18 protein-coding genes and 1 pseudogene are annotated in these 22219 nt (G+C 66.8%); 14 read left to right on the top strand and 5 right to left on the bottom strand.

Annotation, left to right across the window (positions count from 1 at the left end; translation table 11 throughout):
* Positions 1-153: 153 nt before the first annotated feature.
* Together QX128_RS29480 and QX128_RS29475 are read right to left on the bottom strand one after the other, a co-directional pair.
* Positions 154-2103, bottom strand: a complete 1950-nt coding sequence (locus QX128_RS29480) for a hypothetical protein (protein ID WP_316182982.1) — start codon at positions 2101-2103, stop codon at positions 154-156.
* A gap of 103 nt (positions 2104-2206) precedes the next feature.
* Complete coding sequence (locus QX128_RS29475) at positions 2207-3298, bottom strand: YbhN family protein (RefSeq protein ID WP_315804325.1); 1092 nt, start codon at positions 3296-3298, stop codon at positions 2207-2209.
* A gap of 389 nt (positions 3299-3687) precedes the next feature.
* On the opposite strand from QX128_RS29475, the gene QX128_RS29470 reads away from it, so the two are divergent.
* A complete protein-coding gene (locus QX128_RS29470) occupies positions 3688-4194 on the top strand; it encodes a ferritin-like domain-containing protein (protein WP_316239268.1) in 507 nt (168 codons plus the stop codon).
* Between the two features lie 88 nt (positions 4195-4282).
* Here QX128_RS29470 and QX128_RS29465 read toward each other — a convergent pair whose 3' ends face one another.
* Positions 4283-4717, bottom strand: a complete 435-nt coding sequence (locus QX128_RS29465; RefSeq protein ID WP_315712681.1) for a hypothetical protein — start codon at positions 4715-4717, stop codon at positions 4283-4285.
* Between the two features lie 48 nt (positions 4718-4765).
* Between QX128_RS29465 and QX128_RS29460 the strand changes: the two genes are divergently transcribed.
* The 3 genes from QX128_RS29460 to QX128_RS29450 all read left to right on the top strand — a co-directional run bounded on the left by QX128_RS29460 (position 4766) and on the right by QX128_RS29450 (position 6849).
* Positions 4766-5356 (top strand): hypothetical protein, encoded by a 591-nt coding sequence (locus tag QX128_RS29460; RefSeq protein WP_410053195.1) that lies wholly within the window; start codon positions 4766-4768, stop codon positions 5354-5356.
* Positions 5357-5445: 89 nt separating this feature from the next.
* Positions 5446-6033, top strand: coding sequence for a YdcF family protein (locus QX128_RS29455; protein WP_316239267.1), 588 nt, complete (start codon positions 5446-5448; stop codon positions 6031-6033).
* 195 nt (positions 6034-6228) lie between these two features.
* Positions 6229-6849 carry a class I SAM-dependent methyltransferase gene (locus tag QX128_RS29450; protein ID WP_316239266.1) on the top strand — a complete coding sequence of 207 codons (621 nt, stop codon included), beginning with the start codon at positions 6229-6231 and terminating at the stop codon, positions 6847-6849.
* A gap of 486 nt (positions 6850-7335) precedes the next feature.
* Here the strand turns inward: QX128_RS29450 and QX128_RS29445 are convergent, their stop codons facing one another.
* The gene (locus tag QX128_RS29445) at positions 7336-7761 is read right to left on the bottom strand and encodes a universal stress protein (protein ID WP_284420907.1); all 426 of its coding nucleotides are present in this window, start codon (positions 7759-7761) and stop codon (positions 7336-7338) included.
* Between the two features lie 51 nt (positions 7762-7812).
* Entirely contained in the window at positions 7813-8355 is a 543-nt protein-coding gene (locus QX128_RS29440; RefSeq protein ID WP_315804320.1) for a histidine phosphatase family protein, read from the bottom strand.
* A 105-nt stretch (positions 8356-8460) separates the two neighbouring features.
* Between QX128_RS29440 and QX128_RS29435 the strand changes: the two genes are divergently transcribed.
* From QX128_RS29435 to QX128_RS29390, 10 genes and pseudogenes are all read left to right on the top strand, one after another.
* On the top strand, positions 8461-9891 hold the full coding sequence (locus QX128_RS29435; protein ID WP_315804319.1) for an FAD-binding oxidoreductase: 1431 nt from the start codon (positions 8461-8463) through the stop codon (positions 9889-9891).
* A 97-nt stretch (positions 9892-9988) separates the two neighbouring features.
* Entirely contained in the window at positions 9989-10492 is a 504-nt protein-coding gene (gene msrB, locus QX128_RS29430; RefSeq protein WP_316182987.1) for a peptide-methionine (R)-S-oxide reductase MsrB, read from the top strand.
* Positions 10493-10788: 296 nt separating this feature from the next.
* Positions 10789-12594 carry a flagellar hook-basal body complex protein gene (locus QX128_RS29425; protein WP_315804317.1) on the top strand — a complete coding sequence of 602 codons (1806 nt, stop codon included), beginning with the start codon at positions 10789-10791 and terminating at the stop codon, positions 12592-12594.
* 44 nt (positions 12595-12638) lie between these two features.
* The gene (gene flgK / locus QX128_RS29420) at positions 12639-14501 is read left to right on the top strand and encodes a flagellar hook-associated protein FlgK (RefSeq protein ID WP_315804316.1); all 1863 of its coding nucleotides are present in this window, start codon (positions 12639-12641) and stop codon (positions 14499-14501) included.
* Between the two features lie 15 nt (positions 14502-14516).
* The gene (locus QX128_RS29415; RefSeq protein ID WP_316216860.1) at positions 14517-16388 is read left to right on the top strand and encodes a flagellar protein; all 1872 of its coding nucleotides are present in this window, start codon (positions 14517-14519) and stop codon (positions 16386-16388) included.
* A gap of 93 nt (positions 16389-16481) precedes the next feature.
* Positions 16482-17288, top strand: a complete 807-nt coding sequence (locus QX128_RS29410; protein WP_315804314.1) for a hypothetical protein — start codon at positions 16482-16484, stop codon at positions 17286-17288.
* A gap of 11 nt (positions 17289-17299) precedes the next feature.
* A complete protein-coding gene (locus tag QX128_RS29405; RefSeq protein WP_316216858.1) occupies positions 17300-18928 on the top strand; it encodes a hypothetical protein in 1629 nt (542 codons plus the stop codon).
* A gap of 52 nt (positions 18929-18980) precedes the next feature.
* The gene (locus QX128_RS29400) at positions 18981-20171 is read left to right on the top strand and encodes a hypothetical protein (protein ID WP_315804351.1); all 1191 of its coding nucleotides are present in this window, start codon (positions 18981-18983) and stop codon (positions 20169-20171) included.
* 68 nt (positions 20172-20239) lie between these two features.
* Positions 20240-21676 carry an aspartate aminotransferase family protein gene (locus tag QX128_RS29395; protein ID WP_316239310.1) on the top strand — a complete coding sequence of 479 codons (1437 nt, stop codon included), beginning with the start codon at positions 20240-20242 and terminating at the stop codon, positions 21674-21676.
* Between the two features lie 346 nt (positions 21677-22022).
* A pseudogene (locus QX128_RS29390) lies at positions 22023-22219 on the top strand (flagellar protein); the annotation flags it as partial.

Below are 22219 nucleotides of genomic sequence, written 5' to 3'. Positions count from 1 at the left end.
GTCCGCTCCCAACTCACCATGAGGCTCAGAGATCTCGCTGCCACACGGCCATTGTCCCTGAGCGCCCGCTCACGGAGGGCCTCCCGAAAGACGCTGTGCGGAGCGGAGCGCTTCAGGCCGTTCTTCCTCTGCGATCTCTGCCCGAATGGCCGACTACTGCCTCACCACGCCCGCGGGCGGCAGCGGCTGGCTGGTGACGTTGGGCTCGGCCGCATCGAGGTTGAGCACTTGCGCCGCAGCCGGAAAGGCGGCGTCGGCCATCGCGGCATGGCCCTCCGCCGTCGGATGCACGGCGCCGCCATAGACCGCGGACAGCACGCCCCAGCTCGCATCGTGGATGTCGGAGGGCTGCATCGCCGCCGGCAGCCCTTGCGGATAGGTCATCGCCGAGAAGTAGCTGTCGTTGGCGTCGCGGATCCAGCGCGCGCGCGGCAGATAGGGGCGATACTCGCTGGCGCCGCGGCCGCACAGCAGCGGCTCGTTGGCGGCGCTGACGATGTTCGGATCGAAGCTGGCGCCGTCGGCCGAAAAGCATTCGCGGTCGAACGGCGGATCCTGCGGCGAGCGGGCGCAGAAGCCGTGATCGGCAAACGCGGCCTGATGCGCATCGACGAAGGTCATGCGGTCGGCCTGCGGGTCGCGGCACAGGACTCCCGCGGTGCATTGCGCCAGCCCGCGCAGTGACGGCAGGAACTCGTTCTCGACGAAGCCCGCGACCTTGGCAAGCCGCTGCGGATTGGCATTGAACGACGGGTGGACCTCGAAGCCGGCCGGACCACCCGGGCAAGGCGTGCCCGGGCCGCTCAGCGCCGGGTTGCCGTAGGATGTGTAGATGACGTGCGAGAGGTCGCCGACCAGCGGCTTCAGCGCCTCGCGCAGCTTGGCAAAACCCTGCGGCAGGTCGCGCGCCAGCTCGCTGCGCGATTCCTCGACCGAGCCGATCACGCCGGAGCGCTTGAACAGCGTGCGCTCGGTGGGCGTATCGACGATGACGTCGGCGACGAGGCCGGAGAAGTTGATGTCGTTGGCGCCGATCGACAGCAGAATCAGATCGAGCTTGCGGTCCGGCTGGCGGCGCTTGGCCGCGGTCAGCGCCTCGCGCAGCTCGCCGAGCTGGCCGTTGACGCCGCCGGCGCAAGTGGCCGCAGAGCGGCCCGGCGTGCATTCGCGCGCGCGCTGACTGCCGAACAGGCCGTCGGCGATGGTCGCGCCGGTGCAGGCAAGCGGCAGGTAGGTGACCGCGACATGCGGATAGCGCACGGCGAGCGCCAGCGCCGTCCGTGTCTGGTAGCTGTAGAGCGAGCGGTGGCAGGCGGCGTTGAGCCAGACCGCGCTGTGCTTCTGCCAGTTCTGCAGCGTGTCCGGCGCCTCGCAGGCGCGGCCGCCTTTGAAGCCGGCGCGGCTCGGCCGATAATATTGCGCGGTCGGACCGCCGAGATAGGAGCGGAAGCAGAAGCCTTCGTCGGCGAGCGCGATCGGGCGGTCCGGATTGCCCTCGCCGGAGGCGATGCTGTCGCCGAGGCCGGCGATCAGGACGTCGCGGACCTGGATTCCGGTCGAGACCTGCAGCGTCCCATCCGGGCTGGCGACATCGACGGATGCCACGGTCTGCCGGCCGTAGCGGACGCGCAGGTTGACCGGCTCGGCGCAGTCGAATGTCGAGGTCTGCGGCCCGTCGCCGTCGTCGAACGACCACGCGCAGGTGGCGCCGACCGGAACCGGGCCGGTCAGGCGCACGGTGACCGGGTGGTCGATCGGCGTGAGATAGCTTTCCTTGACGTTGTCGCGCGTGCATGGCTCGTTGATGCGACCGGCGAGGTCGATGCAGAGCCGGTTGACGACGTTGCGGGCCCAGCCGCGGCCGTCGCTCTGCACCGCCAACGCCTGCTCGGCGGCGAGGATGGAGCGGTCGCGCGTGCTCTCGGTATGCAGCAGGAAGTCGCGCTCCTCCCGGAAGAGACGGAAGCGGTTGCGCACCTCCCAGCTGATCTGCAGCGGCGGCGCCGTGCCGAACTGCGCGGCGGCCTCGGTGGCGGCGAGAGGGGCAAGCAGGCCGGCCAGGACGCAGGCGGCGAGCAACGGACGATGGGGCATTCGGGTCATGCGCAAGGATTCACGTCAGCGATGGGGCGGAAATAAGAGGATCGCACGCGACTTCAACCGGCCGAGGGGCGAGCCGCTGCGTCGTCCGCGAGAGAATTGATGCTCAGCGCTGGGAGTGCCGCTTGATGCGCTGGGGAACCGCAGCGTGCGCCGTGGTCGCGGCGCGCTTGGCGGCGATCTCGTCCGACACCGCGCCCTGCAGCCGGCGCCGCTCCTGCCACGGCTTGACCACATTCAGCCAGAGTTCCCTGATGCCCATGATGGAGATCGCCGTCGCGAACGGGATCACGAAATACAGCACGCGGAAAACGAGCAGGGTGGCCAGCAACTGCTCGCGGCCGAACTGCGGCAGCGCCACCAGCATCGCGGCATCGAACACGCCGATGCTGCCGGGCGCATGGCTGGCAAAGCCGAGCAGGGTAGCGAGGATGAACACCACCGACAGCGACAGGAAATCGATCGGCGGAGCGGCGGGGACGAGGAGGTACATCGCCAGCGCGCAGAAGCCGAGGTCGACCACTCCGATCAGGATCTGCACGAGCGTGAGCTGCGCCGAGGGCAGCACCACCTTCCAACCGTTCTGGCCGAGCTGGCGCCGGTTCTTGCCGGCGGTCAGCCATCCGAGATAGGCGAAGATCGCCCCGAGGATGCCGATCGCGATCAACTGGTTCACCGCCGGGGGCAACTGGTCCATCGCGGTGGCGGCGGCCGGATGCAAGGTCATGCCGATACCGAGCACGAACAGATTGCCGAGCCAGAAGGTCAGGCCCGATAGGAAGCAGATCTTGGCGACGTCGATCGCGGACAGGCCGTAGTCGGAGTAGATCCGGAACCGGATGGCGCCGCCGGTGAACACGGTGGCGCCGATGTTGTGGCCGATCGAGTAGCTGGTGAAGGCGCTCATCGCCGCGATGCGATAGGGCACGTGTTTCTTGCCAATCGTTCGCAGCGCAAAATAATCATAGAAGGTCAGCGTGCAGAACGCGCCGACCACACACAAGGCCGCGAGCGCGATGTGACCGGGCGGGATTTCGGTGAGCGCGGTCAGGATGACGCCGGCGTCAACGCCCTTCAGCGTGCGCACGAGGGTCGTGATCGCGAAGGCGATGATCGCAAGGCTCGCTGCAATCCCCAGCCGCTTCCAGCCGATCCATTTCTTGAAGCCACGCCCAAGCGTGGTCAGCAGGCGCTGCATTCATCCTCCCGGCGGGGCGGTACTAGATCTTGGAAAAGAGGCGAAACCATTGATCGATGGGGCGGGCAATTCGTGACAGCCTGTTTCTTATGCTAAAATGCGCAGCTTGTGCAGTCCTTGACACAGGTCAGCTCCGACCCATGCGGCGCAGGTCTGTCACACTCCGGTCACATAGCTGGCGGCCCGTCCGCCTCAGTTCGGTCCAACTGGTTACCCGCGAGTTTCACGGGCAAACCTGGTCTTCCGCGCCCGGTTCCGGACGGCAGGCTCGGTGACACAGGAACGACCGCCGCTGCCGCCGGTTAGCGCCCGCGAGCACAGCGAACATGGCGACCACCGGTCGGGGGGCGGGACCTGCCATGTTCCCGAATTAGGAGGACGTGAAGCAAATGGGATTGTTCACAAAGGACATCAAGACGATGAACGATCTGTTCGTTCATCAGCTGCAGGACATCTATTACGCCGAAAACCAGCTCGTCAAAGCGCTGCCCAAGATGGCGGAGAAGGCGACGGATCAGAAGCTCAAGCAGGGTTTTCTGGCCCATCTCGACGAAACCAGGACGCATGTGAAGCGGCTCGAGCAGGTGTTCGAGATGCATGGCATCGCGCCCAAGGCAGTCGACTGCCCGGCGATCGACGGCATCATCGAAGAGGCGGAGGAGGTCGCCGGCGAGGTCGCGGACAAGACCGTGCTCGACGCCGCCCTGATCAATGCCGGCCAGGCGGCCGAGCACTATGAGATCACCCGCTACGGCAGCCTGATCGCCTGGGCCAAGCAGCTCGGCCGCAGCGACTGCGCCGCCGTGCTGCAGAAGACGCTCGACGAGGAGAAGGCGACCGACATGAAGCTGACCAAGCTCGCCGAGACCAGCGTCAACCTGCGCGCCGCGAGCTGACGCTCGATCGCTGATGAGGCAAAACGCCGCGCGGGTCGCCCGCGCGGTGTCGGCGTGTGCGGATCGCATGGATTCTGGATCGCATGGATCAGGTCTTGCGCAGCGCGAAATTGGCGCCGCAGAACGCCATCAGGGCGCCGAGGCAGAGCGCGGCCAGGCCTGCCAGTACGCCCGAGGCCGACGGCACGGGGCTCGGACCGGAGATCGCTTGGCCGATGCCGGCCAGCATCAGGACGCCGACCACGACCAGGAAGTTGCGCATCCGCTGCGGGATCTCGCCCGACACCGCGCTGTGCATGATGTTGGCGATGAAGTAGCCTGAGGAGAACCCGACGGTGGCGATCAGCCACCATGCGATCGCCGATCCCGCCGGCATGAAGGCGCCGCTCTCGGTCTGCCACAGGCCGCCGAGATCGAGCCCGTAGCGGGCGCCGAGCATGTGCACCGCCAGCGCCAGCAGCACGCCGGCGGCCATCGCCCCGGCCAGGATCAAATGGCGCGGAAAATAGATCGTTTCGCTCATGCTCCGCTTGTAGGATAAGGCGCGTGCCACACGCAACAGGACCGATCCATTTCCGAGCGCACCACCACGGCCGGCGATGATGCGATCCGCTACGCCTACAAGGCGTCGCTGATCGGGGCCGCGCACCAGTTCGAACTGACGGAGCAGGGCCTGTCGTGGCGGTTCGCCGGCCGGACCGGCCTGTGGCCTTACGCCGAGATCGCCGCGATCCGGCTGTCCTACCGACCGGTGTCGATGCAGGCGAAGCGTTTTCGGGCCGACATCACCCATCGCGACGGCCGCCGCCTCGGCATCGTCTCCGTCTCGTGGCAGACGGCTGCCCTGATGGCGCCGCAGAGCGAGGCCTATCGCGCCTTCATTCTCGCCCTGCATGCGCGGCTCGCCGTCAGCGGCAGCAACGCGCGGCTGACCGCGGGCCTCGGCCGCGTCACCTACGGCGCGGCGCTCGCCGCGATCGCGCTGCTCGCCGTCGCGATGGCCGGGCTTCTGGTGCGTGCGCTCGTCATCGCCGAATGGTCGGGCGCGTTGTTCCTGATCGGCTTCGCCGCGCTGTTCGCCTGGTATGTCGGCGGCTTCATCACCCGCAACAGGCCGCGCAGCTACACGTTCACGGACATTCCGGCCGCGCTGCTGCCGTGATCACGCAATCGCATCGCCGGTCACCGAATGTGATCGTGCAGATTTGGCGCACCATGCCAGACTGAGCGAGTCGCTTTCGGAGTGGGACGATGCAGGATCGCGCGCTGCGCAGGCCGGATGACGCCGAGATCGCCGCGATCAACGCGCGGCATTTCGCCGACACGCCGCTGCGGCCGGCCGATCTGCTGTTCGTGTTCGGCACCCGCGTCGACGAGGAGCTGCGTGCCGAGACGGCGGCGAAGCTATGGCAGCAGGGCTACTTCCGCCACGCCATCGTCAGCGGCGGGATCACGCCGGGCGCGGATGTTTCGGAGTGTACGCTGATCAAGGCTGCCATGGTGAGGCACGGCATTCCGGCCGAGCGCATCCTCGAAGAGCATCATGCCACGAACACCGGCGAGAACGTCGTGCTCGCGCTGCCGGTGATCGACGCCGCGCTCGGCCTCGCCAATGTCGGCAGCGTGATCTGTCTCGGCAACAGCTGGACCGCGCGGCGCTACGCGATGACCTTGCAGCGGCACTGGCCCGAGGTGGAGAAGATGCTGCTGACGGTGGACGGCTTCGGCGTGCCGCGCCATCTCTGGCACACACATCCCGAATTCCGCCGCCGCGTGCTCGGCGAATGGGACAAGATCGCGCCGTACAAGGCGAAGGACTACATTGCGGAGTGGCCGTGAGGCGCAAAGCTCCAGGCAAAGGTGCCCCGTAGGGTGGACAAAGTCATCGGGGCGCGCGAGCCGCACGATGATTTGCCCACCGTCTCTCCATCCGCGCGAGACGGTGGGCACGGCGCCCTCAGATGGCACGGACAAGCACGCTGATCGGGCGCGCCTTTGCCGACCCTACGCACTGCCCTCTATGACGGAGCTTCTATGAGCCGAGGTGCGAGCCGGATCGTCGCCCATTATGAGCGTCACGCATTGGCGTGGGACGCTGACCGCCGCGCGGCCGCCTGGACTGACAAGCCTCCCATCGAACGCTTCGTTACGCTCCTGCGGCCGGGCGCGAACGTGCTCGATCTTGGCTGCGGGGGTGGTGTGCCGGTCGCAGCGCACATCTCGGCGCAAGGATTTTCCGTCACCGGGGTGGACAGCTCGCCGACGATGATCGCGCTGTGTCGGACGCGAATGCCGGATCAGGAATGGGTCGTTGCCGACATGCGGTCGTGGACCTCAGGGCGGCGATTTGACGGGGTGTTGGCGTGGGACAGCTTCTTCCATCTCGGACATGATGACCAGCGGCGCATGTTTCCGATCTTCGCGGCCTGCGCGGCTTCGGGCGGCGTGCTGCTGTTCAACGCCGGACCCGCACATGGCGAAGCCATCGGGTCCTACCGCGGCGATCCGCTCTATCATGCGTCTCTCGATCCGTCCGAGTACGCTGCGTTGCTGCGCGACAATGGATTCGAACTGATCGCACAGTCAGTCGGCGAGCCGGCCAACGGCGAGCGCAGCTTCTGGCTTGCCCGCGCCGTTCGGGCTCCGCCCGTCTGACCCAACACTTGCTCAGGGTCTTCCAACACGCGCGTGAGATTCGATGGGATCGTTTCACGCTAGCCGGATCCTTATTCACAGCCAACCGAAGCAAGATCTCGATCGAGATCACGCCGACGCATGATCGGGGGCATTCGGACAACCGCGTGGTTCATTCCGTCAGCGGACTGCGTTCACTGACCTATCTTTTTGATGCAGATCGGTTGGCCATTGGGGACAGGAGTGCAATCCCAGTCCGGACCAAATCCGGTATTCGGATTAGGATTGGGAAACCAGTAGAAGCCAGAAACGAGAAGGCAAAGCAGCGCGACGATGAATAGGATACCCAATACGTCACCAGCCCTTGGATAAGGCAGAGGCCATCTCATGACGGTGTCCTTAGTCGGCGCTTCGGTCGGGCAATATGATCGAGAAACGCCAATGCAATGGCAATGACCACGAAGTGGAAATTGGTCCACGCGCAGGATGCGTCGGACGGGCCGCGTCTTACGGCCTCACCACGAGCACCGAGCACTTGGCGTAGCGCACGACGTGGCCGGCGTTGCTGCCGAGGAAGTAGGTCCGCATCGCCGGGCGGTGCGAGGTCATTACGATCAGGTCGGCCTTGACCTTGGCTGCCTCCTCGAGGATCTCGTGATAGATGCCGCCCTGGCGCACCGTATAGCTGATGCGCTCCGCCGGGATGCCGGATTCGCGCGCCACGATCGACAGCGCTTCCTCGGCGGTCTCGCGCTGCTGCGCGTCGAAATCGGCCGGGACGTATTCGGCGAGCATCACCGGCGTCATCGGCATGACGTTGAGCAGATGCACCGTGCCGCTCCAGGTCTGTGCCAACGTGGCCGCGGTGGCGATGGCGGGCTTGGCGAGGTCGGTGTCGGCCAGATCGATCGGCACCAGAATCGAGTTGAACATCGAAGGTCCTCCTCTGTCCGCCGGGATTACGCGCCGGACCGGACCTGCCTGTCAATCGACCGAGCCATGCTTGAGCAGCTTGGGCGTGACGAATCTCAGGAGACGGCCGCGGGTGAAGCTGACGTCGCCCCAATCGTCGGTGTCGAAATCGAGCACCGCCAAACCCGCGGTCGGCATGTTGCGCATCAGCTCGTGGCGGGCCTCTGAATCGCCCCCGCCGGTCAGCGCCAGCGCGAGCTCGTGCATTCCGGGATTGTGCCCGACGAGCAGGAGCTGCTTCGGATCGTGCACTGCCGCGAGGCGGATGTGATGCAGCATCTGCATCGGCTCGGCGCCGTAGAGCCCGGGAACGGTCTCGACCTGCGGGGCCGGGACACGGTCCTTCATCGCCGCAAGCGCGAGGTCCCAGGTCTGCTGTGCCCGGACCGCGGTCGAGACCAGCACCAGCTCCGGCACCGGCGGGTGGCTGGCGATGAAATCGCCGATCATGGCGGCATCCTGGTGCCCGCGCTCGTCGAGACGGCGGTCCTGGTCGCGGCCGGTCGGCGCGTCAGTCTCGGTCTTGGCGTGGCGCAGCAGCATCAATCGGCGCATGGAATTCCGTCTCGAATCGTTCAGGCTGGGTCCGGCTGTACCACGTCTCTTTGTCGCCATTAAAAGCGTCATGACGTCCGGCGCAGGGTTCGCTAAGAAAACGCCATGAGCGAGACTTCCACAAGCGTGAACGATGACGCGGATGCCGCAGGTGCACACGGCCGCACCAGGCTGAATTTCGACCTCGACGTCGACGTCTGCGTGGTCGGGGCGGGATTGGCCGGCTTGACGGTGGCATTGTGCGCGGCCCGGCAGGGGGCGAGCGTCGCGGTGCTGGAAGGCCGCCAGGTCGGGTGGAACGCATCCGGCCACATGATCGGCACGGTGATGCCTGGGTTCGACCTGCCGCTGCCGGATCTGATCGAGCGCGTCGGGCTCGCGCATGCCCGGGCGCTATGGGCGTTGTCCTGGTCCGGTGCCGAGTTCATCCGCGCCCAGGCCACCGAGGCAGCGATGCCGGGCATCGGGCTCAGCGAGGGCGCGCTCGAAGTCTCCAATGTCGACGCCGGCGACGCCTTGATCCGCCGCCTGCAGATGCTGCACGAGGATTTCGACACCGAGGTCGAGGGCTGGCAGGTCGAGCGCGTCAGGACCGAGCTCAAGACCGACCGCTACTTCCACGGCGTCCATTATCCCAAGGCGTTCCAGCTCGACGGCCGCAGGTACGTTCACGCGCTGGCGCGGCTCGCGCACAAGGCCGGGGCGCGGATCTTCGAGGACACGCCGGTGGTCAGCATCGATGCGTCGGGCGTGCGCAAGCGCATCGTGACGCCGTCGGCGCGGATGCGCGCCTCGCACATCGTGCTGGCCGGCAACATCCATCTCGGCGCGCCGCTGCAGAAGCTGTCCGATACGCTGCTGCCGGTGTGGCGCTATGGCGGCGTCACCGCGCCGCTCGGCGAGCGCCTCGCCGAGGCGATTTCCTTCCAGGGATCGGTCAGCGACACCGACGGCATCGATCATTTCCGTATCGTCGACGGTGACCGGCTGATGTGGGCGAGCCCGGAGACGACCTGGGACGCGCGGCCCAGCGGATTTGCCGCGGCGCTGCAGCGCCGGATCCGGACGGTGTTTCCGCAGCTCGGCCGGGTCGAGATCGCCGACACCTTCGGCGGCGTCACCGGCCAGACCGTGCACGGCATGCCGCAGATCGGCCAGCTCCGCAAAGGCCTGTGGGTCGCGAGCGGCTTCGGCCGGCAGGGGCTCAACACTTCGGCGATGGCCGGACAGCTGATCGCCCAGGCGATCCTCGCCGGCGACGACCGCTGGAAGCTGTTCTCGCCGTTCGAACTGGTCTGGGCCGGCGGCGTCAGCGGCCGGGTTGCCGGGCATGTCGTCAATCTCTGGGTCCGCGGCCGCTCCGCCGCCGCCGGGACGCTGGCGCGACACCGCGAGCGCGTGCGTGCGCAGGAGCGCATGCGCGAGATCCGGGCGGCCGAAGCGCGGCGCCGGGCGGCCGAGCGGCCCGGCTCGCGGCTGCCGCTGCGGCCGCAGCCATCCGATCTGAACCGCCATCCCGACGCCGGGGAGGGCTGACACCTCGCAAGAAAGTGAGCCGCCGCGCCCGCGCCCGACGTAACTTCGCGGGATCCCATCCGTAGATCCGGTAACCCATCGCCGTACGGAGACCGCCATGATCGACCGCCGCCTGATGTTGACCACCGCCGCCGGACTGTTCGGCTTCGCCGCCCTGCGCTGGCTCGGCGGTTCCGCGCCGGCCCGCGCCGCCGAGAAGTTCGAGGTCGAGAAAACCGAGGCCGAGTGGCGCGCGCAACTGACGCCGCAGCAATACGAGATCCTACGCGAGGAGGGCACCGAGCGGCCCTGGACCAGCCCGCTGCTGAAGGAGCATCGCAAGGGTACCTTCGCCTGCGCCGGCTGCGACCTGCCGCTGTTCTCCTCCGACACCAAGTTCGACAGCGGCACCGGCTGGCCGAGCTTCTTCAAGCCGCTCGACAATGCCGTGGCGACCCGCCAGGACAAGACCTACGGCATGGTCCGCACCGAGGTGCATTGCCGCCGTTGCGGCGGCCATCTCGGCCACGTGTTCGACGATGGCCCCAAGCCGACCGGCCTGCGCTACTGCATGGACGGGCTGTCGCTCACGTTCCACCCGGCAAATCCGTCGTCGACCTGACGGGAATCTGCGCCCGGATATTCCGGCTCGTCCGTTCAAGGCTCAGATGGGGGTCTTGAGGACGCGCCGTCAGCCGTGACGAGCGGCCGCGCCGGAGCGCGATTTGGCGTGTCCGGCCCGGCAAGAACTGCCGGCTCGGCAATTGTTCACCAGTTTTGACGCTGGTTTTTTGACGTTGTTGTTTTTCAACCCGCTGATTTCACAGTATTTTCGCATCTGGCACAGCGATTGCGACAGCTCTCCACGAAACGCGGTGCGGGCCGACCTGTCACCGGCATCACAGTGGAGAGATTGGTATGGGTATCTTCGACGCGATGAATACTTCGGTGAGCGGTCTGTCCGCTCAATCATTCGCGCTGCAGAACATTTCCGGTAACATCGCGAACGCGTCGACCGTCGGCTACAAGGGCATCGGCACCAGCTTCGAAGACCTCATCCCCAACGCGACCAACCCGACGCGCCAGAATGCCGGCGGCGTCACCGCCTTCGCCAAGGCCACCATCACCACCCAGGGCACCGTCTCGACGTCCTCGGTCGCCACCAACATGGCGATCAACGGCGACGGCTTCTTCAACGTGCAGAAGGCCTCCTCGGTCGTCGACAACGTGCCGGTCTTCACTGGCGTCACCAACTACACCCGGCGCGGCGACTTCCAGCTCAACGCCAACGGCAACCTGATCAACGGCGCCGGCTATTACCTGATGGGCGTCGCGGTCGATCCGAAGACCGGCAACGCCACCGGCAACGTGCCGACCGTGCTGCAATTCGCCAACAATTTCGTGCCGGCGCAGGCGACCACCGCAATCCAGTACGCCGCCAACCTGCCGACGCAGCCGAAGACCGCCGCGAGCGGCAATGCCGCGACCGGCACCCTGGTCGCGGCCGGCGGCCTCAACTCGGCCGACCTCTCCAACGTGCCGCTGCCGGTGGGCACCAACTTCTACGCCGACTCCACCGTCACCGGCGGTACGGCGGTCAACAAGAACGCGGCGAACATCACCACGTCGACGCTGCTGTCGGGTGGTGTGGCCACCGATTCGATCACGAGCAACTTTGCCACCGGCGACACGATCACCATGACCGGCAGCGCGGGCGACGTCATCACCTTCACTTTCGTCGCGTCCGGCGCCTCGGGCACCCAGATCAACGTCGGCGACTCCGTCGGCACGCTGATGGCGAAGATCGCGGCCGTCACCGGCGTGACGCCCACCATCACCGCCGGCAAGATCACGCTGCATTCCGGCAGCGGCGAGGACTGGACCATGAGCAGCGCGTCCCCGGGTTTCACCGCGCTCGGCCTCACGTCACCGGTGGCACTGACGCGCACGGCGAGTCCCGGCACCGGCATCGTGATCGGCAACGATCTCACCAACTTCAACAACGAGACGATCTCTGGCGGCGCGGTCACGGCCTACAACTCGTCGGGCACGCCGGTGAACGTGCAGTTGCGCTGGGGCAAGGTCGACAGCGCGACGCTCGGCACCGGCCACAAGGACACCTGGAACCTGTTCTACCAGACCGACTCGAACGCGACCGGCTCGACCGTGGCGTGGCAGAACGTCGGCACCAACTTCCAGTTCGCCTCCGACGGCTCGCTGGTGTCGCCGACGACCTCCAACATCTCCATCCCCAACGTCGTGGTCGACGGCACCACGCTCGGTACCGTCAGCCTCAACATCTCCTCGGGCGCGCTGACGCAATATGCGAGCACGATCGGCTCGGCGACCATCAACCAGATCAATCAGAACGGCTTCGCCGCCGGTCAGTTGCAGTCGGTCGCCGTAAACAACAGCGGCGTCGTCACCGGCACCTTCTCCAACGGCCAGACCATCAACCTGGCGCAGGTGACGCTGTCGCATTTCAACGGCACCAATTACCTGAAGGCGCTCGACGGCGGCGCCTATGAGGCGACCGATCAGTCCGGCCAGGCCATCATCGGCGCGACCGGCAAGATCTCGGGCGGCTCGCTGGAAGGCTCGAACACCGACATCGCCGACGAGTTCACCAAGCTGATCGTGACCCAGCAGGCCTATTCGGCCAACACCAAGGTGATCACGACGGCCAATTCGATGGTGCAGGATCTTCTGAACGTGCTGCGCTGATCGCGCTGAGACGTGGCAGTTGAATTGACATAAGGCTACCGCACATGGGTTTGAGTTCTGCCCTCGCCACCGCGATGTCCGGCCTGCGTTCGACGCAGGCCGCGCTCTCGATCATCTCGTCGAACGTCGCCAACGCGAACACCCCCGGCTACGTCGCGCAGAACCCGAACCAGATCGAGGTCGCCAGCGGCGGCTTCGGCTCGACGGTGACGACGACCGGCGTCAACCGTCAGCTCGATCTGTTCGTCCAGAACCAGCTCCGCACCGAGACCTCGGGCGGGACCTACGCCAATCAGATGGCCAACATCCTGAGCCAGCTGCAGACCGTGTACGGTACGCCCGGCGGCAGCGGCACGCTCGAGACGGCGCTGAACAATTTCACCACGGCGCTGCAGTCGCTGTCGAACAATCCGAGCAACCAGTCGGCGCAGTCGGTGGCGCTGTCGGCGGCGCAGGGCGTGGCGCTGCAGCTCAACGCGACCACCAAGGGCATCCAGACCCTGCGCAGCAATGTCGAGCAGGACATCGGCAATTCGGTCACGCAGGCCAACGCGGCGATCAAGCAGATTGCGACGCTCAACACGCAGCTGCAGGGCCTCGACAGCTCCGACCCGCTGGCGGCGACCCTGCAGGACCAGCGCGACAACGCGATCAACACGCTCGCCAAATATGTCGATATCCGCGTCGTGTCCGACCCGACCAACGGCACGAGCATATTCACCAATTCGGGCATCCAGCTGGTCGGCGCGGGCCTCAGCTCGGAGTTCACCTTCTCCTCGCCGGGGACGCTCGACGCCACCTCGCTCTACAACAGCGATCCGACCAAGACCGGCGTCGGCCAGCTCAACATCAAGCTGTCGAACGGCGTGTCGCTCGACGTCGTGTCGAACAATCTGCTGAACTCGGGCCAGATCGCAGCCGACCTCAAGCTGCGCGACCAGACCCTGGTGCAGGCCCAGACCCAGGTCGACCAGCTCGCGGCGACGATGGCTTCGGCACTGTCCGACAAGACCACGGCGGGCACCGCGGTGGCTGGGCCGCCGGCGGGCTTCGACGTCTCGACCACCGGACTGCTGGCGGGCAACACCATCAACCTGACCTACACGGACTCGAGCAACGTCCAGCGTCAGATCAAGGTCGTCAACGTCAACGATCCCGCTGCGCTGCCGCTGCAGAATGCGACCGGAGCCAACCCGTCCTATGTCGGCGTCGACTTCTCGCTCGGCATGGCCTCGGTGGTCTCGCAGCTCAACAGCGCGCTCGGGTCGGCGCATCTGCAGTTCTCCAATCCCTCCGGCAGCACGCTGCGGATCACCGACGACGGCAGCAGCCAGGCGACCGTCAAGGCGGCCTCGGCCACCACCACAACGCAGACGCTTGCCAGCGGCAATGCGCAGCTCCCGGTGTTCACCGACGGCGGCGCGCTCTACACCGGCGCGATCACCTCGACCGGCTCGCAGATGACGGGGCTCGCCGGGCGGCTCAACGTCAACCCGGCGCTGCTCAACGATCCGACCAAGCTGTCGACCTATTCGACCTCGCCGCAGACGGCGGCCGGCGACTCGACGCGGCCGGACTTCCTGTTCGCGCAGCTCACCTCGGCGACCTTCAGCTACTCGCCGACCACCGGCCTCGGCTCGGCGGCGCAGCCGTTCCAGGGCACGGTGTCCGGCTATCTGCAGCAATTCGTCAGCCAGCAGGGCAGTGCGTCGACGTTGGCGACCCAGCTCAGCCAGGGCCAGGCCGTCGTGGTCAGCACGCTGAAGGAGAAGTTCCAGGGCACCGCGGGGGTCAACATGGACAGCGAGATGTCCAACCTGATCCAGGTCCAGAACACCTATGCGGCAAACGCCCATATCATGTCGGTCGTGCAAAGCATGATGCAGAGCCTGCTCCAGGCGTTTTAGTGAGGCGCGTGTAAGATGACGATCAGCAGTGTCAATTACGGAAGCTCTCTGCTCGGCCTGTCCGTGCGGAACATCACGAGCCAGCTCGCGGACCTTTCCACGCAGCTCTCGAGCGGCGTCAAGGCGAACAACTACGCCGGCATGGGGCCCGACGAGGGGTTCGCGATCGCGGCGCGGGCGCAGCTGTCGAACATCTCGGCGTTCACGCTGACGATGACCCACGTCAATACCGTGATCGGCGCGGTCAATACCTCGCTGCAATCGCTGTCCAAGATTCATGACCAGGTCCAGAGTGGCGCCTCGGCGACACCACAGAACCTGACCAGCACTGGCCAGACCACGGGACAATTGACGGCGCTGTCCAACCTGTCGGCGATCACCGGCATCCTCAACACGCAGGTCGGCGACCGCTACATCTTCTCCGGCAGCGCCACCGACCGGCCGGCGATCGCATCGGCCGACGACATCCTGAACGGCACCACAACGCAGGCCGGGCTCAAGCAGGTCATCGCCGAGCGGCAGCAGGCGGATCTCGGGCTCAACGGTCTCGGGCGTCTCAACCTGTCGGCGTCGGCCACCATGCCGATCACGCTGGCGGAGGACGTCGCCGGCTCGCCGTTCGGCTTCAAGCTGAGCGGGGTGACGTCGTCGCTGACCAACGCCACGGTGACCGGACCGTCCGGCTCGCCCGCGGGCATCTCGGTCGATCTCACCGCCGGCAATCCGAATGCGGGCGACCAGATCAGCTTCACCTTCAAGCTGCCCGACGGCACCTCGGAATCGATCAAGCTGACGGCGTCCACCACGACGCCGGCGCCGACCAATACGTTCGCCATCGGTGCCACGCCCGCGGCCACCTCCGCCAATCTCAACGCGGCGCTCAACACGGCGCTGTCGACGCTGGCCAACACCTCGCTGACCGCCGCCTCGGCGGTCGTCGCCGGTGACAACTTCTTCAACACGGCGAGCTCCGTGTCGGGCACCGTAGTCAACAACAAGCTCGCAACGCCGGCTCCGATCACCGGAGCGACGCTGCTGTCGGGCGGTGCGGGCTCCGACTCGATCGCGACCAGCTTTGCAACCGGCGACACCATCACCGTCAACGGACAGACGCTGACCTTCGTCGCCTCCGGCGCCAACGGCAACAACCAGATCAATGTCGGCGACAGCGTGCAGACGCTGCTGTCGAAGATCGATACGCTCAGCGGCACGTCGACGCCGTCGACGGTCAGCGGCGGCGTGATCACCTTGCGCACCGACGCCGCCGCCAGCTTCTCGGTGTCGAGCTCGAACGCGGGTGCGTTCGGGGCGCTCGGCTTCTCCGGCACCGTGACGGCGCCGACGCCGCCGTTGCGCGTCTCCGGCTCGCCGCTGGGGTCGGCGACCAGCCTCGTCAACGGTTCGGCCAACACCGTCGCCTGGTACACCGGCAACAGCGGTCCCGGCTCGGCGCGGTCGAGCGCGACCATCCGGATCGACACGGCGCAGAGCATTCAGTTCGGCGCCCAGGGCAACGAGTATGCGATCCGCAACCTCGTGCAGCAGACCGCGGTCTATGCCGCCGTCAACACGCCGCCGGCGGGTGCGAATGCCCCGCAGCAGATCGGCGCGCTCAGCCAGCGCATCGCCGCCAACCTGACGCCGCAGCTCGGCCAGCAGGCGATCTCGGACATCCAGACCGAGTTTGCCAACGCCCAGACCACGATGAAGGACGCCACGGCGCGCCAGACCCAGGCCAAGGCGGCAATGCAGGCCATGGTCGACCAGACCGAGGGCATCTCGCAGCAGGAGGTGGCGAGCCAGATCCTGCAGCTCCAGACCAACCTCCAGGCGTCCTACCAGACGACGGCGATGCTCGCCCAGTTGACGCTGGTGAAATATCTGTAGCGCCCCGGGGACGGCGGTTAGGTTTTCGTTAACCACGTCTCTTTAGCTTTTGTTCAGATCTGGGGCGAGAGCCTCTTTGTCTGGAGGCGGAACGTGAGTGACGGAACCGACGAGCGCATTCATCTGGTGGTCGCGACACCATGCTTCGGCGGCCAGGTGTCGAGCATCTATGCGAGCTCGATCTTCGCCCTGCAGCGCGAGTTGCGCGCCACCTCCAACGTCGGCCTCACCGTCCACATGCGCGACGGTGATGCGCTGATCACCCGGGCGAGGGCCAATCTCGTCACCCTGTTCCTCAATGATCCCACAGCAACCCATCTGCTGTTCGTCGATGCCGACATCGGCTTTACGCCCAGGCAGGTCTTCCGGCTGATCGAGTCCGGCGGCGATATGGTCGCCGGTGTCTATCCGGTCAAGAAGGTCAACTGGAGCAAGGCGCGCCGCGCCATCAACGACAACCGGATGGACGTGCCGGCGGCGTCGCTCGACTACGTGCTGGAGATTGACAATCCGGACCACGTCGCGGTGGTCAACGGCTTTACCCGCGTGCGCTATGCCGGCACCGGCTTCCTGATGATCCGCCGCCGCGTCATCGAGGCGATGATCGCGCATCCGGCCTACGCGCCGCTGCAGTTCTTCCGCGAGCATTCGCAGGATGCGCTGGCCGGCAGCCCGAACCGCTTCGCGCTGTTCGAATGCATGATCGATCCGGCGACCGGCACCTATCTCAGCGAGGATTTCGCGTTCTGCAGGCGATGGACCGATCTCGGCGGCGAGATCTGGGCCGATCTCGACAGCCGGCTCGATCACGTCGGTCCGTCCGTCTTCCATGGCAATGTCGCCTCGCAATTCGCCTCGGCGGTGGCGGTTCCGACCGCTGCTGCGGCTGACGCAGCCTGACGATCCGTACCATGACCCCGGCGGCAACCCGGTCGCAGATCTCCCAGCCATCCCGCATCGACCGGCGCGAGCAGGGCGTCGCGGCCGGACTGCGTGATCTGTTTGCCCTGCTCGGCGATCTCCTGATCGATGGCGGCGACGCCCGCCTGGCGCTCGATCGCCCCTGGGGCCGCAACGTCTATGGCTGCGGGCCGTCGCCCGAACCCGATGTGCTGTGCTTCGCATCGAGCACGGCGTCGCCGATTTCGGAACGCGCCTATGCGCGCGTCGAGCTGGCGCGCGAGCAACTGATGCATGCGGCGATCTCGCTCGGCCTCGACGCCGCGCTCGATCGGCGCACCGAGGAGATGCGCTGCGAACTGCGCGGACATCTCGGCCTTGCCGACGACATCGACATCGTGTTCTCGCCGTCCGGCACCGACTCGCAACTGCATGCGCTGGCGCTGGTGCGGGCGATGCTCGGCGAGAGCGTCACGAGCATCGTCGTCGGCAGCGACCAGACCGGAAGCGGCACTGCCGCGAGCGCCCGGGGACACCATTTCAGCACGCGGACGGCGAACGGCCTGGCGGTGCGGACGAACACGCCGATCGAGGGGCTCTCGGGCGACGCCGTGTCGCTGCCGCTGCTCGACGGCGCATCGATGCAGCCGCGCGGCGATATCGATGCCGAGGTGCTCGACAGCGTCGAGGCGCTGGCGCGGAAGGGCCGTAGCGTCCTGCTGCAGGTCATGGAGTCCTCCAAGCTCGGCTGGCGCGCGCCGGACATGGCCTGCCTGGACGAGGTGGCGCGGCGCTGGCCGGGGCGCGTGCAGGTCGTCGTCGATGCCTGCCAGATGCGGCTCGGCACGGCGCGGCTGCGCGCCCATCTCGATCGCGGCCATCTGGTGCTCGTCACGGGCGCGAAGTTCTTTGGCGGACCCGCCTTCAGCGGCGCCCTGCTGGTGCCCGCGGCCGCAGCGGCTGCGCTGCGCTGCGGACATCCGATCGCGCCCGGCCTGTTCGACTATGTCAATCGCAGCGATTGGCCGCTCGCCTGGACGGATCTGCGCGCGCGCACGGCGCCGCGCGCCAATATCGGCCAATGGCTGCGCTGGGAAGCCGCGCTGGCGGAGATCGCCGCATATCACGCCGTGCCCGAGCCGTTCCGCCGGATGGCGATCCGGCAGCTCGGCGAGTCCATCGAAAGCCTGCTGATGCTGTCGCCGGCGCTGCGTTCGATCGCCGCCCGCGCGCCTGCGCCGGATGCGAGCGATGGCGAGTTCGGCTTTCCCACCATCTTCCCGTTCGCGCTCCAGCGTGACGGCGGCCCGCTCGGCCTCGGTGAGACGCAGGCGGTATATCGCGCGCTGCAGCGCGATCTCGGCAGCCGCTTCACCGGGCGAGCGGCCGAGGTTGCCGCGCGCCAGTGCCTGATCGGCCAGCCGGTGCGGATCGAACGCGCGGGCGAGGCGCCGACGGCCGCGCTGCGGCTGTGCATCGGGGCGCGCCAGGTGACGGACGCATGGTGTGACGACGTCACCGCCGCCCGGGTCAATCTCGAATCCGACATCGACCGCGTCGCCGACATCGTTGCCAAAACAGAGCTGCTCGTATCGGATCTGAGCAGCCAGGATCTCAGGGACATCTGCAATGCCGACTGATTTGCTCGCGCTGGCCGACGCCACCGGCGCAGGATGTGCCGACCGCGTCGGCATGGCCAAGCTCGCCAAGGCCGCCTTCGACGGCCAGGACCTGAAACCGTTGTGGGCCGCCTTGCTCGCCAAGCTGCTCGACGGCCGCGCGGAGCCGGGCGAGGGGCTCGACCTGGCGCTGATCGCGCAGCTCATCGGCGAGAAATCGTCCGGGCTTGCAATCCAGCACGACGTGCTGCAGTCGCAGCAGCTCTATCGCGTGCGCTGCAAGAGCGAGACGCCGCGCCTGCGCGTGCTCGCGCTCGCTGCGGCCACCGACATGGGCAGCAACACGCCGATCGAGTTCCTGCTCGAGGATACCGACTTCGAGCTGCTGCTGCTCTACGTCGTTCCAGGCGCGAACCTGCTGGCACCGCTGCCGGCCCATGACGTCGCCATCGTCATCGCCTCCGATTCCGAGGATTGCCAGCACGCGCTGCGCGAGATCGATGCCGTCGCGGCGCGCTGGCCGCGTCCGCTGCTCAATCCGCCGGAGCGGATCTGGCATCTCGACCGCGACAAGCTGCATGCGCTGCTGGCCTGCATCGACGGGCTCACCATTCCGGCGACCATCCCCGTCGACCGCGAGCGCCTGATCGAGATCGCCGACGAGCGCGAATGGATCACCGACGTCGACCACTCGCTCGCCTTCCCGGTCATCGTGCGGCCGCGCGGCTCGCATGCCGGCGTCGGCCTCGAGAAGATCGACGAGCCGCTCGAGCTGTCGCTCTATCTCGACGAGCGCGACGAGCAGGAGTTCTTCGTCTCGCGCTTCGTCGACTATGCCAGCGAGGACGGCCAGTTCCGCAAGTACCGCATCGTGTTCGTCGACGGCACGGCCTACGCCTGCCACATGGCGATCGCGCGGCGCTGGGACATCTGGTACCTCAACGCCAACATGGCCGGCAGCGAGAGCAAGCGCCTCGAAGAGGCGACCTTCATGCAGACCTTCGACATCGGCTTCGGCCGCCGTCATCGCAGTGTGCTCGATGCGATCGCCGCGCGCGTCGGCCTCGACTATTTCATCATCGATTGCGCCGAGACCAGGGACGGCGCGCTGCTAGTGTTCGAGGCCGACAATACGGCCGTCGTCCACAACATGGATTCGCCGGAGATCTTCCCCTACAAGCCGCCGCAGATGCAGAAGATCTTCGCGGCCTTCGCGGCCATGATCGAGAAGCGCGCCGCGTCGCGGGCGGAGCAGGCGGCGTGACCGCCGGGCTGCGCATCGATCCCGCGTCGCGGACGGCGGAGACGCTCGATCCGCAACATTGGGACCAGATGCGCGCGCTCGGTCATCGCATGCTCGACGACATGATCGACTATGTCGCCGATATCCGCGACCGGCCGGTGTGGCAGCCGATGTCGCCGGCGACACGGCAGAGCTTCCGCAGCGCGCTGCCGCATGCGCCGACCGATCTCGCCGAGGTCTATCGCGATTTCAGCGAGCTCGTCGTTCCCTACGCGACCGGCAACGTGCATCCCGGATTCATGGGTTGGGTGCACGGCGGCGGCACCGTGGTCGGCATGCTTGCCGAGATGCTGGCTGCCGGACTGAACGCCAATCTCGGCGGCCGCGACCATGCGCCGATCGAGATCGAGCGGCAGGTCGTCGACTGGACGCGCCAGTTGTTCGGCTTTCCGGTATGCGCCAGCGGCATCTTCGTCACCGGCACCTCGATGGCGAACCTGATGGCGGTGCTGGTGGCGCGCCGCGCCGAGCTCGGCGCGTCGGTTCGCTCGGCGGGTCTCGGTGAGGAGGGGCGGCGCTTGCGCGCCTACACGTCGAAGGCGGCGCATGGCTGCATCGCCAAGGCGATGGACATCTGCGGACTGGGCAGCGACGCGCTCGGCTGCATCGCGGTGGATGCCGCACATCGCGTCGACGTCGGCGAGCTGCGGACCGCGATCGCGCGCGATCGCGCCGCGGGCCTGCATCCGTTTCTCGTCGTCGCCTCCGCTGGCACCGTCGATATCGGCGCCATCGACGACCTCGCGGCTGTTGCCGAACTCTGCCGTGCCGAGGGGCTCTGGTTTCACGTCGACGGCGCCTTCGGTGCGCTCGCGATGCTGTCAGCGGAGCTCGCACCGAAGCTCGCCGGCATCGAGCTGGCGGATTCGATTGCGCTGGATTTTCACAAATGGGGGCAGGTGCCCTACGATGCGGGCTTCCTGCTGGTGCGCGATGGCACCAAGCATCGTGACGCCTTCGCCTCGCCGGCCGCCTATCTGCGCCGGGAAACCCGCGGTCTCGCGGCGGGCGCCGAATGGCCCTGCGATCTCGGTCCTGATCTGTCGCGCGGCTTCCGGGCGCTGAAGACCTGGTTCACGCTGAGAACGTTCGGCACGGACGCGCTCGGTGCCGTGATCGCGCGAAGCTGCGAGCTCGCGCGCCATCTGGAGTCGCGGGTGCGCGCCGAGCCCGAGCTCGAGCTGCTGGCGCCGGTCAATCTCAACATCGTCTGCTTCCGCTATCGCGCAGACGATGCCGATGCGCTCAACGGCGAGATCGTCGCCGACATCCACGAATCCGGCCTCGCCGCACCGTCGACCACGATGCTCGACGGACGGCTGGCGATCCGTGCCGCGATCGTCAATCATCGCACCGGGACGAGCGACATCGACCGGCTGATTGCGGCGGTCCTCATGTTCGGCCGCCAGCGCGCGGCCGGTCTCACGCCGTTGATCGAGATCGAAGCTCCGCCGCTGGCGCTCTGATCGCAAACCGCATCTAGGCGTCGTCCGCTGGTCGATGACGACCGCCGACGGAATGTAGCCGCGCGTGTCGAAACCTTTCCAAAGGTGGTTGACGCGTTGTGAATGACGGGTGCGGTTGTTGAATCAATGAGCCTTTTCAAGGGGCGTTCCTGCGTGATGACGCAGCAATGAGCCGCGCCGATGTGCCTGTTCCGCCGATTGAGGCGGCCGCGGCCCACAACCCTTCAGCGTTTGTTAGCCACTGCCATTCACCGTGACGCCCGTCGTCCGGGTTGCTCAAGTCGACCTGGGCTTCACCCTGATCTCGAAGGGATCGGGGCTTATTTCACACCAGAAGGGTATGAAAATGTCAGGTATCGTCCTCTCGGCGTCGGTGCGCCAGAATCTGCTGTCGCTCCAGTCGACGGCTCAGCTCCTCGCCACCACCCAGAACAACCTCTCCACGGGCAAGAAGGTCAACTCGGCCCTCGACAATCCGACCAACTTCTTCACCGCCCAGGGTCTCGACAACCGCGCTTCCGACATCTCCAATCTGCTCGACGG

It is taken from the genome of Bradyrhizobium sp. SZCCHNR1015 (assembly GCF_032489875.1).
GTDB lineage: Bacteria > Pseudomonadota > Alphaproteobacteria > Rhizobiales > Xanthobacteraceae > Bradyrhizobium.
This window is presented reverse-complemented; position numbering and strand designations above follow the sequence as displayed.

Bases quoted from the DNA above. Each gene is read 5' to 3' on its own strand.
- QX128_RS29480 (WP_316182982.1), bottom strand. From the start codon at position 2,103: ATGACCCGAATGCCCCATCGTCCGTTGCTCGCCGCCTGCGTCCTGGCC.
- QX128_RS29475 (WP_315804325.1), bottom strand. From the start codon at position 3,298: ATGCAGCGCCTGCTGACCACGCTTGGGCGTGGCTTCAAGAAATGGATC.
- QX128_RS29470 (WP_316239268.1), top strand. From the start codon at position 3,688: ATGGGATTGTTCACAAAGGACATCAAGACGATGAACGATCTGTTCGTT.
- QX128_RS29465 (WP_315712681.1), bottom strand. From the start codon at position 4,717: ATGAGCGAAACGATCTATTTTCCGCGCCATTTGATCCTGGCCGGGGCG.
- QX128_RS29455 (WP_316239267.1), top strand. From the start codon at position 5,446: ATGCAGGATCGCGCGCTGCGCAGGCCGGATGACGCCGAGATCGCCGCG.
- QX128_RS29450 (WP_316239266.1), top strand. From the start codon at position 6,229: ATGAGCCGAGGTGCGAGCCGGATCGTCGCCCATTATGAGCGTCACGCA.
- QX128_RS29445 (WP_284420907.1), bottom strand. From the start codon at position 7,761: ATGTTCAACTCGATTCTGGTGCCGATCGATCTGGCCGACACCGACCTC.
- QX128_RS29440 (WP_315804320.1), bottom strand. From the start codon at position 8,355: ATGCGCCGATTGATGCTGCTGCGCCACGCCAAGACCGAGACTGACGCG.
- QX128_RS29435 (WP_315804319.1), top strand. From the start codon at position 8,461: ATGAGCGAGACTTCCACAAGCGTGAACGATGACGCGGATGCCGCAGGT.
- msrB (WP_316182987.1), top strand. From the start codon at position 9,989: ATGATCGACCGCCGCCTGATGTTGACCACCGCCGCCGGACTGTTCGGC.
- QX128_RS29425 (WP_315804317.1), top strand. From the start codon at position 10,789: ATGGGTATCTTCGACGCGATGAATACTTCGGTGAGCGGTCTGTCCGCT.
- flgK (WP_315804316.1), top strand. From the start codon at position 12,639: ATGGGTTTGAGTTCTGCCCTCGCCACCGCGATGTCCGGCCTGCGTTCG.
- QX128_RS29415 (WP_316216860.1), top strand. From the start codon at position 14,517: ATGACGATCAGCAGTGTCAATTACGGAAGCTCTCTGCTCGGCCTGTCC.
- QX128_RS29405 (WP_316216858.1), top strand. From the start codon at position 17,300: ATGACCCCGGCGGCAACCCGGTCGCAGATCTCCCAGCCATCCCGCATC.
- QX128_RS29400 (WP_315804351.1), top strand. From the start codon at position 18,981: ATGGCCAAGCTCGCCAAGGCCGCCTTCGACGGCCAGGACCTGAAACCG.
- QX128_RS29395 (WP_316239310.1), top strand. From the start codon at position 20,240: ATGCGCGCGCTCGGTCATCGCATGCTCGACGACATGATCGACTATGTC.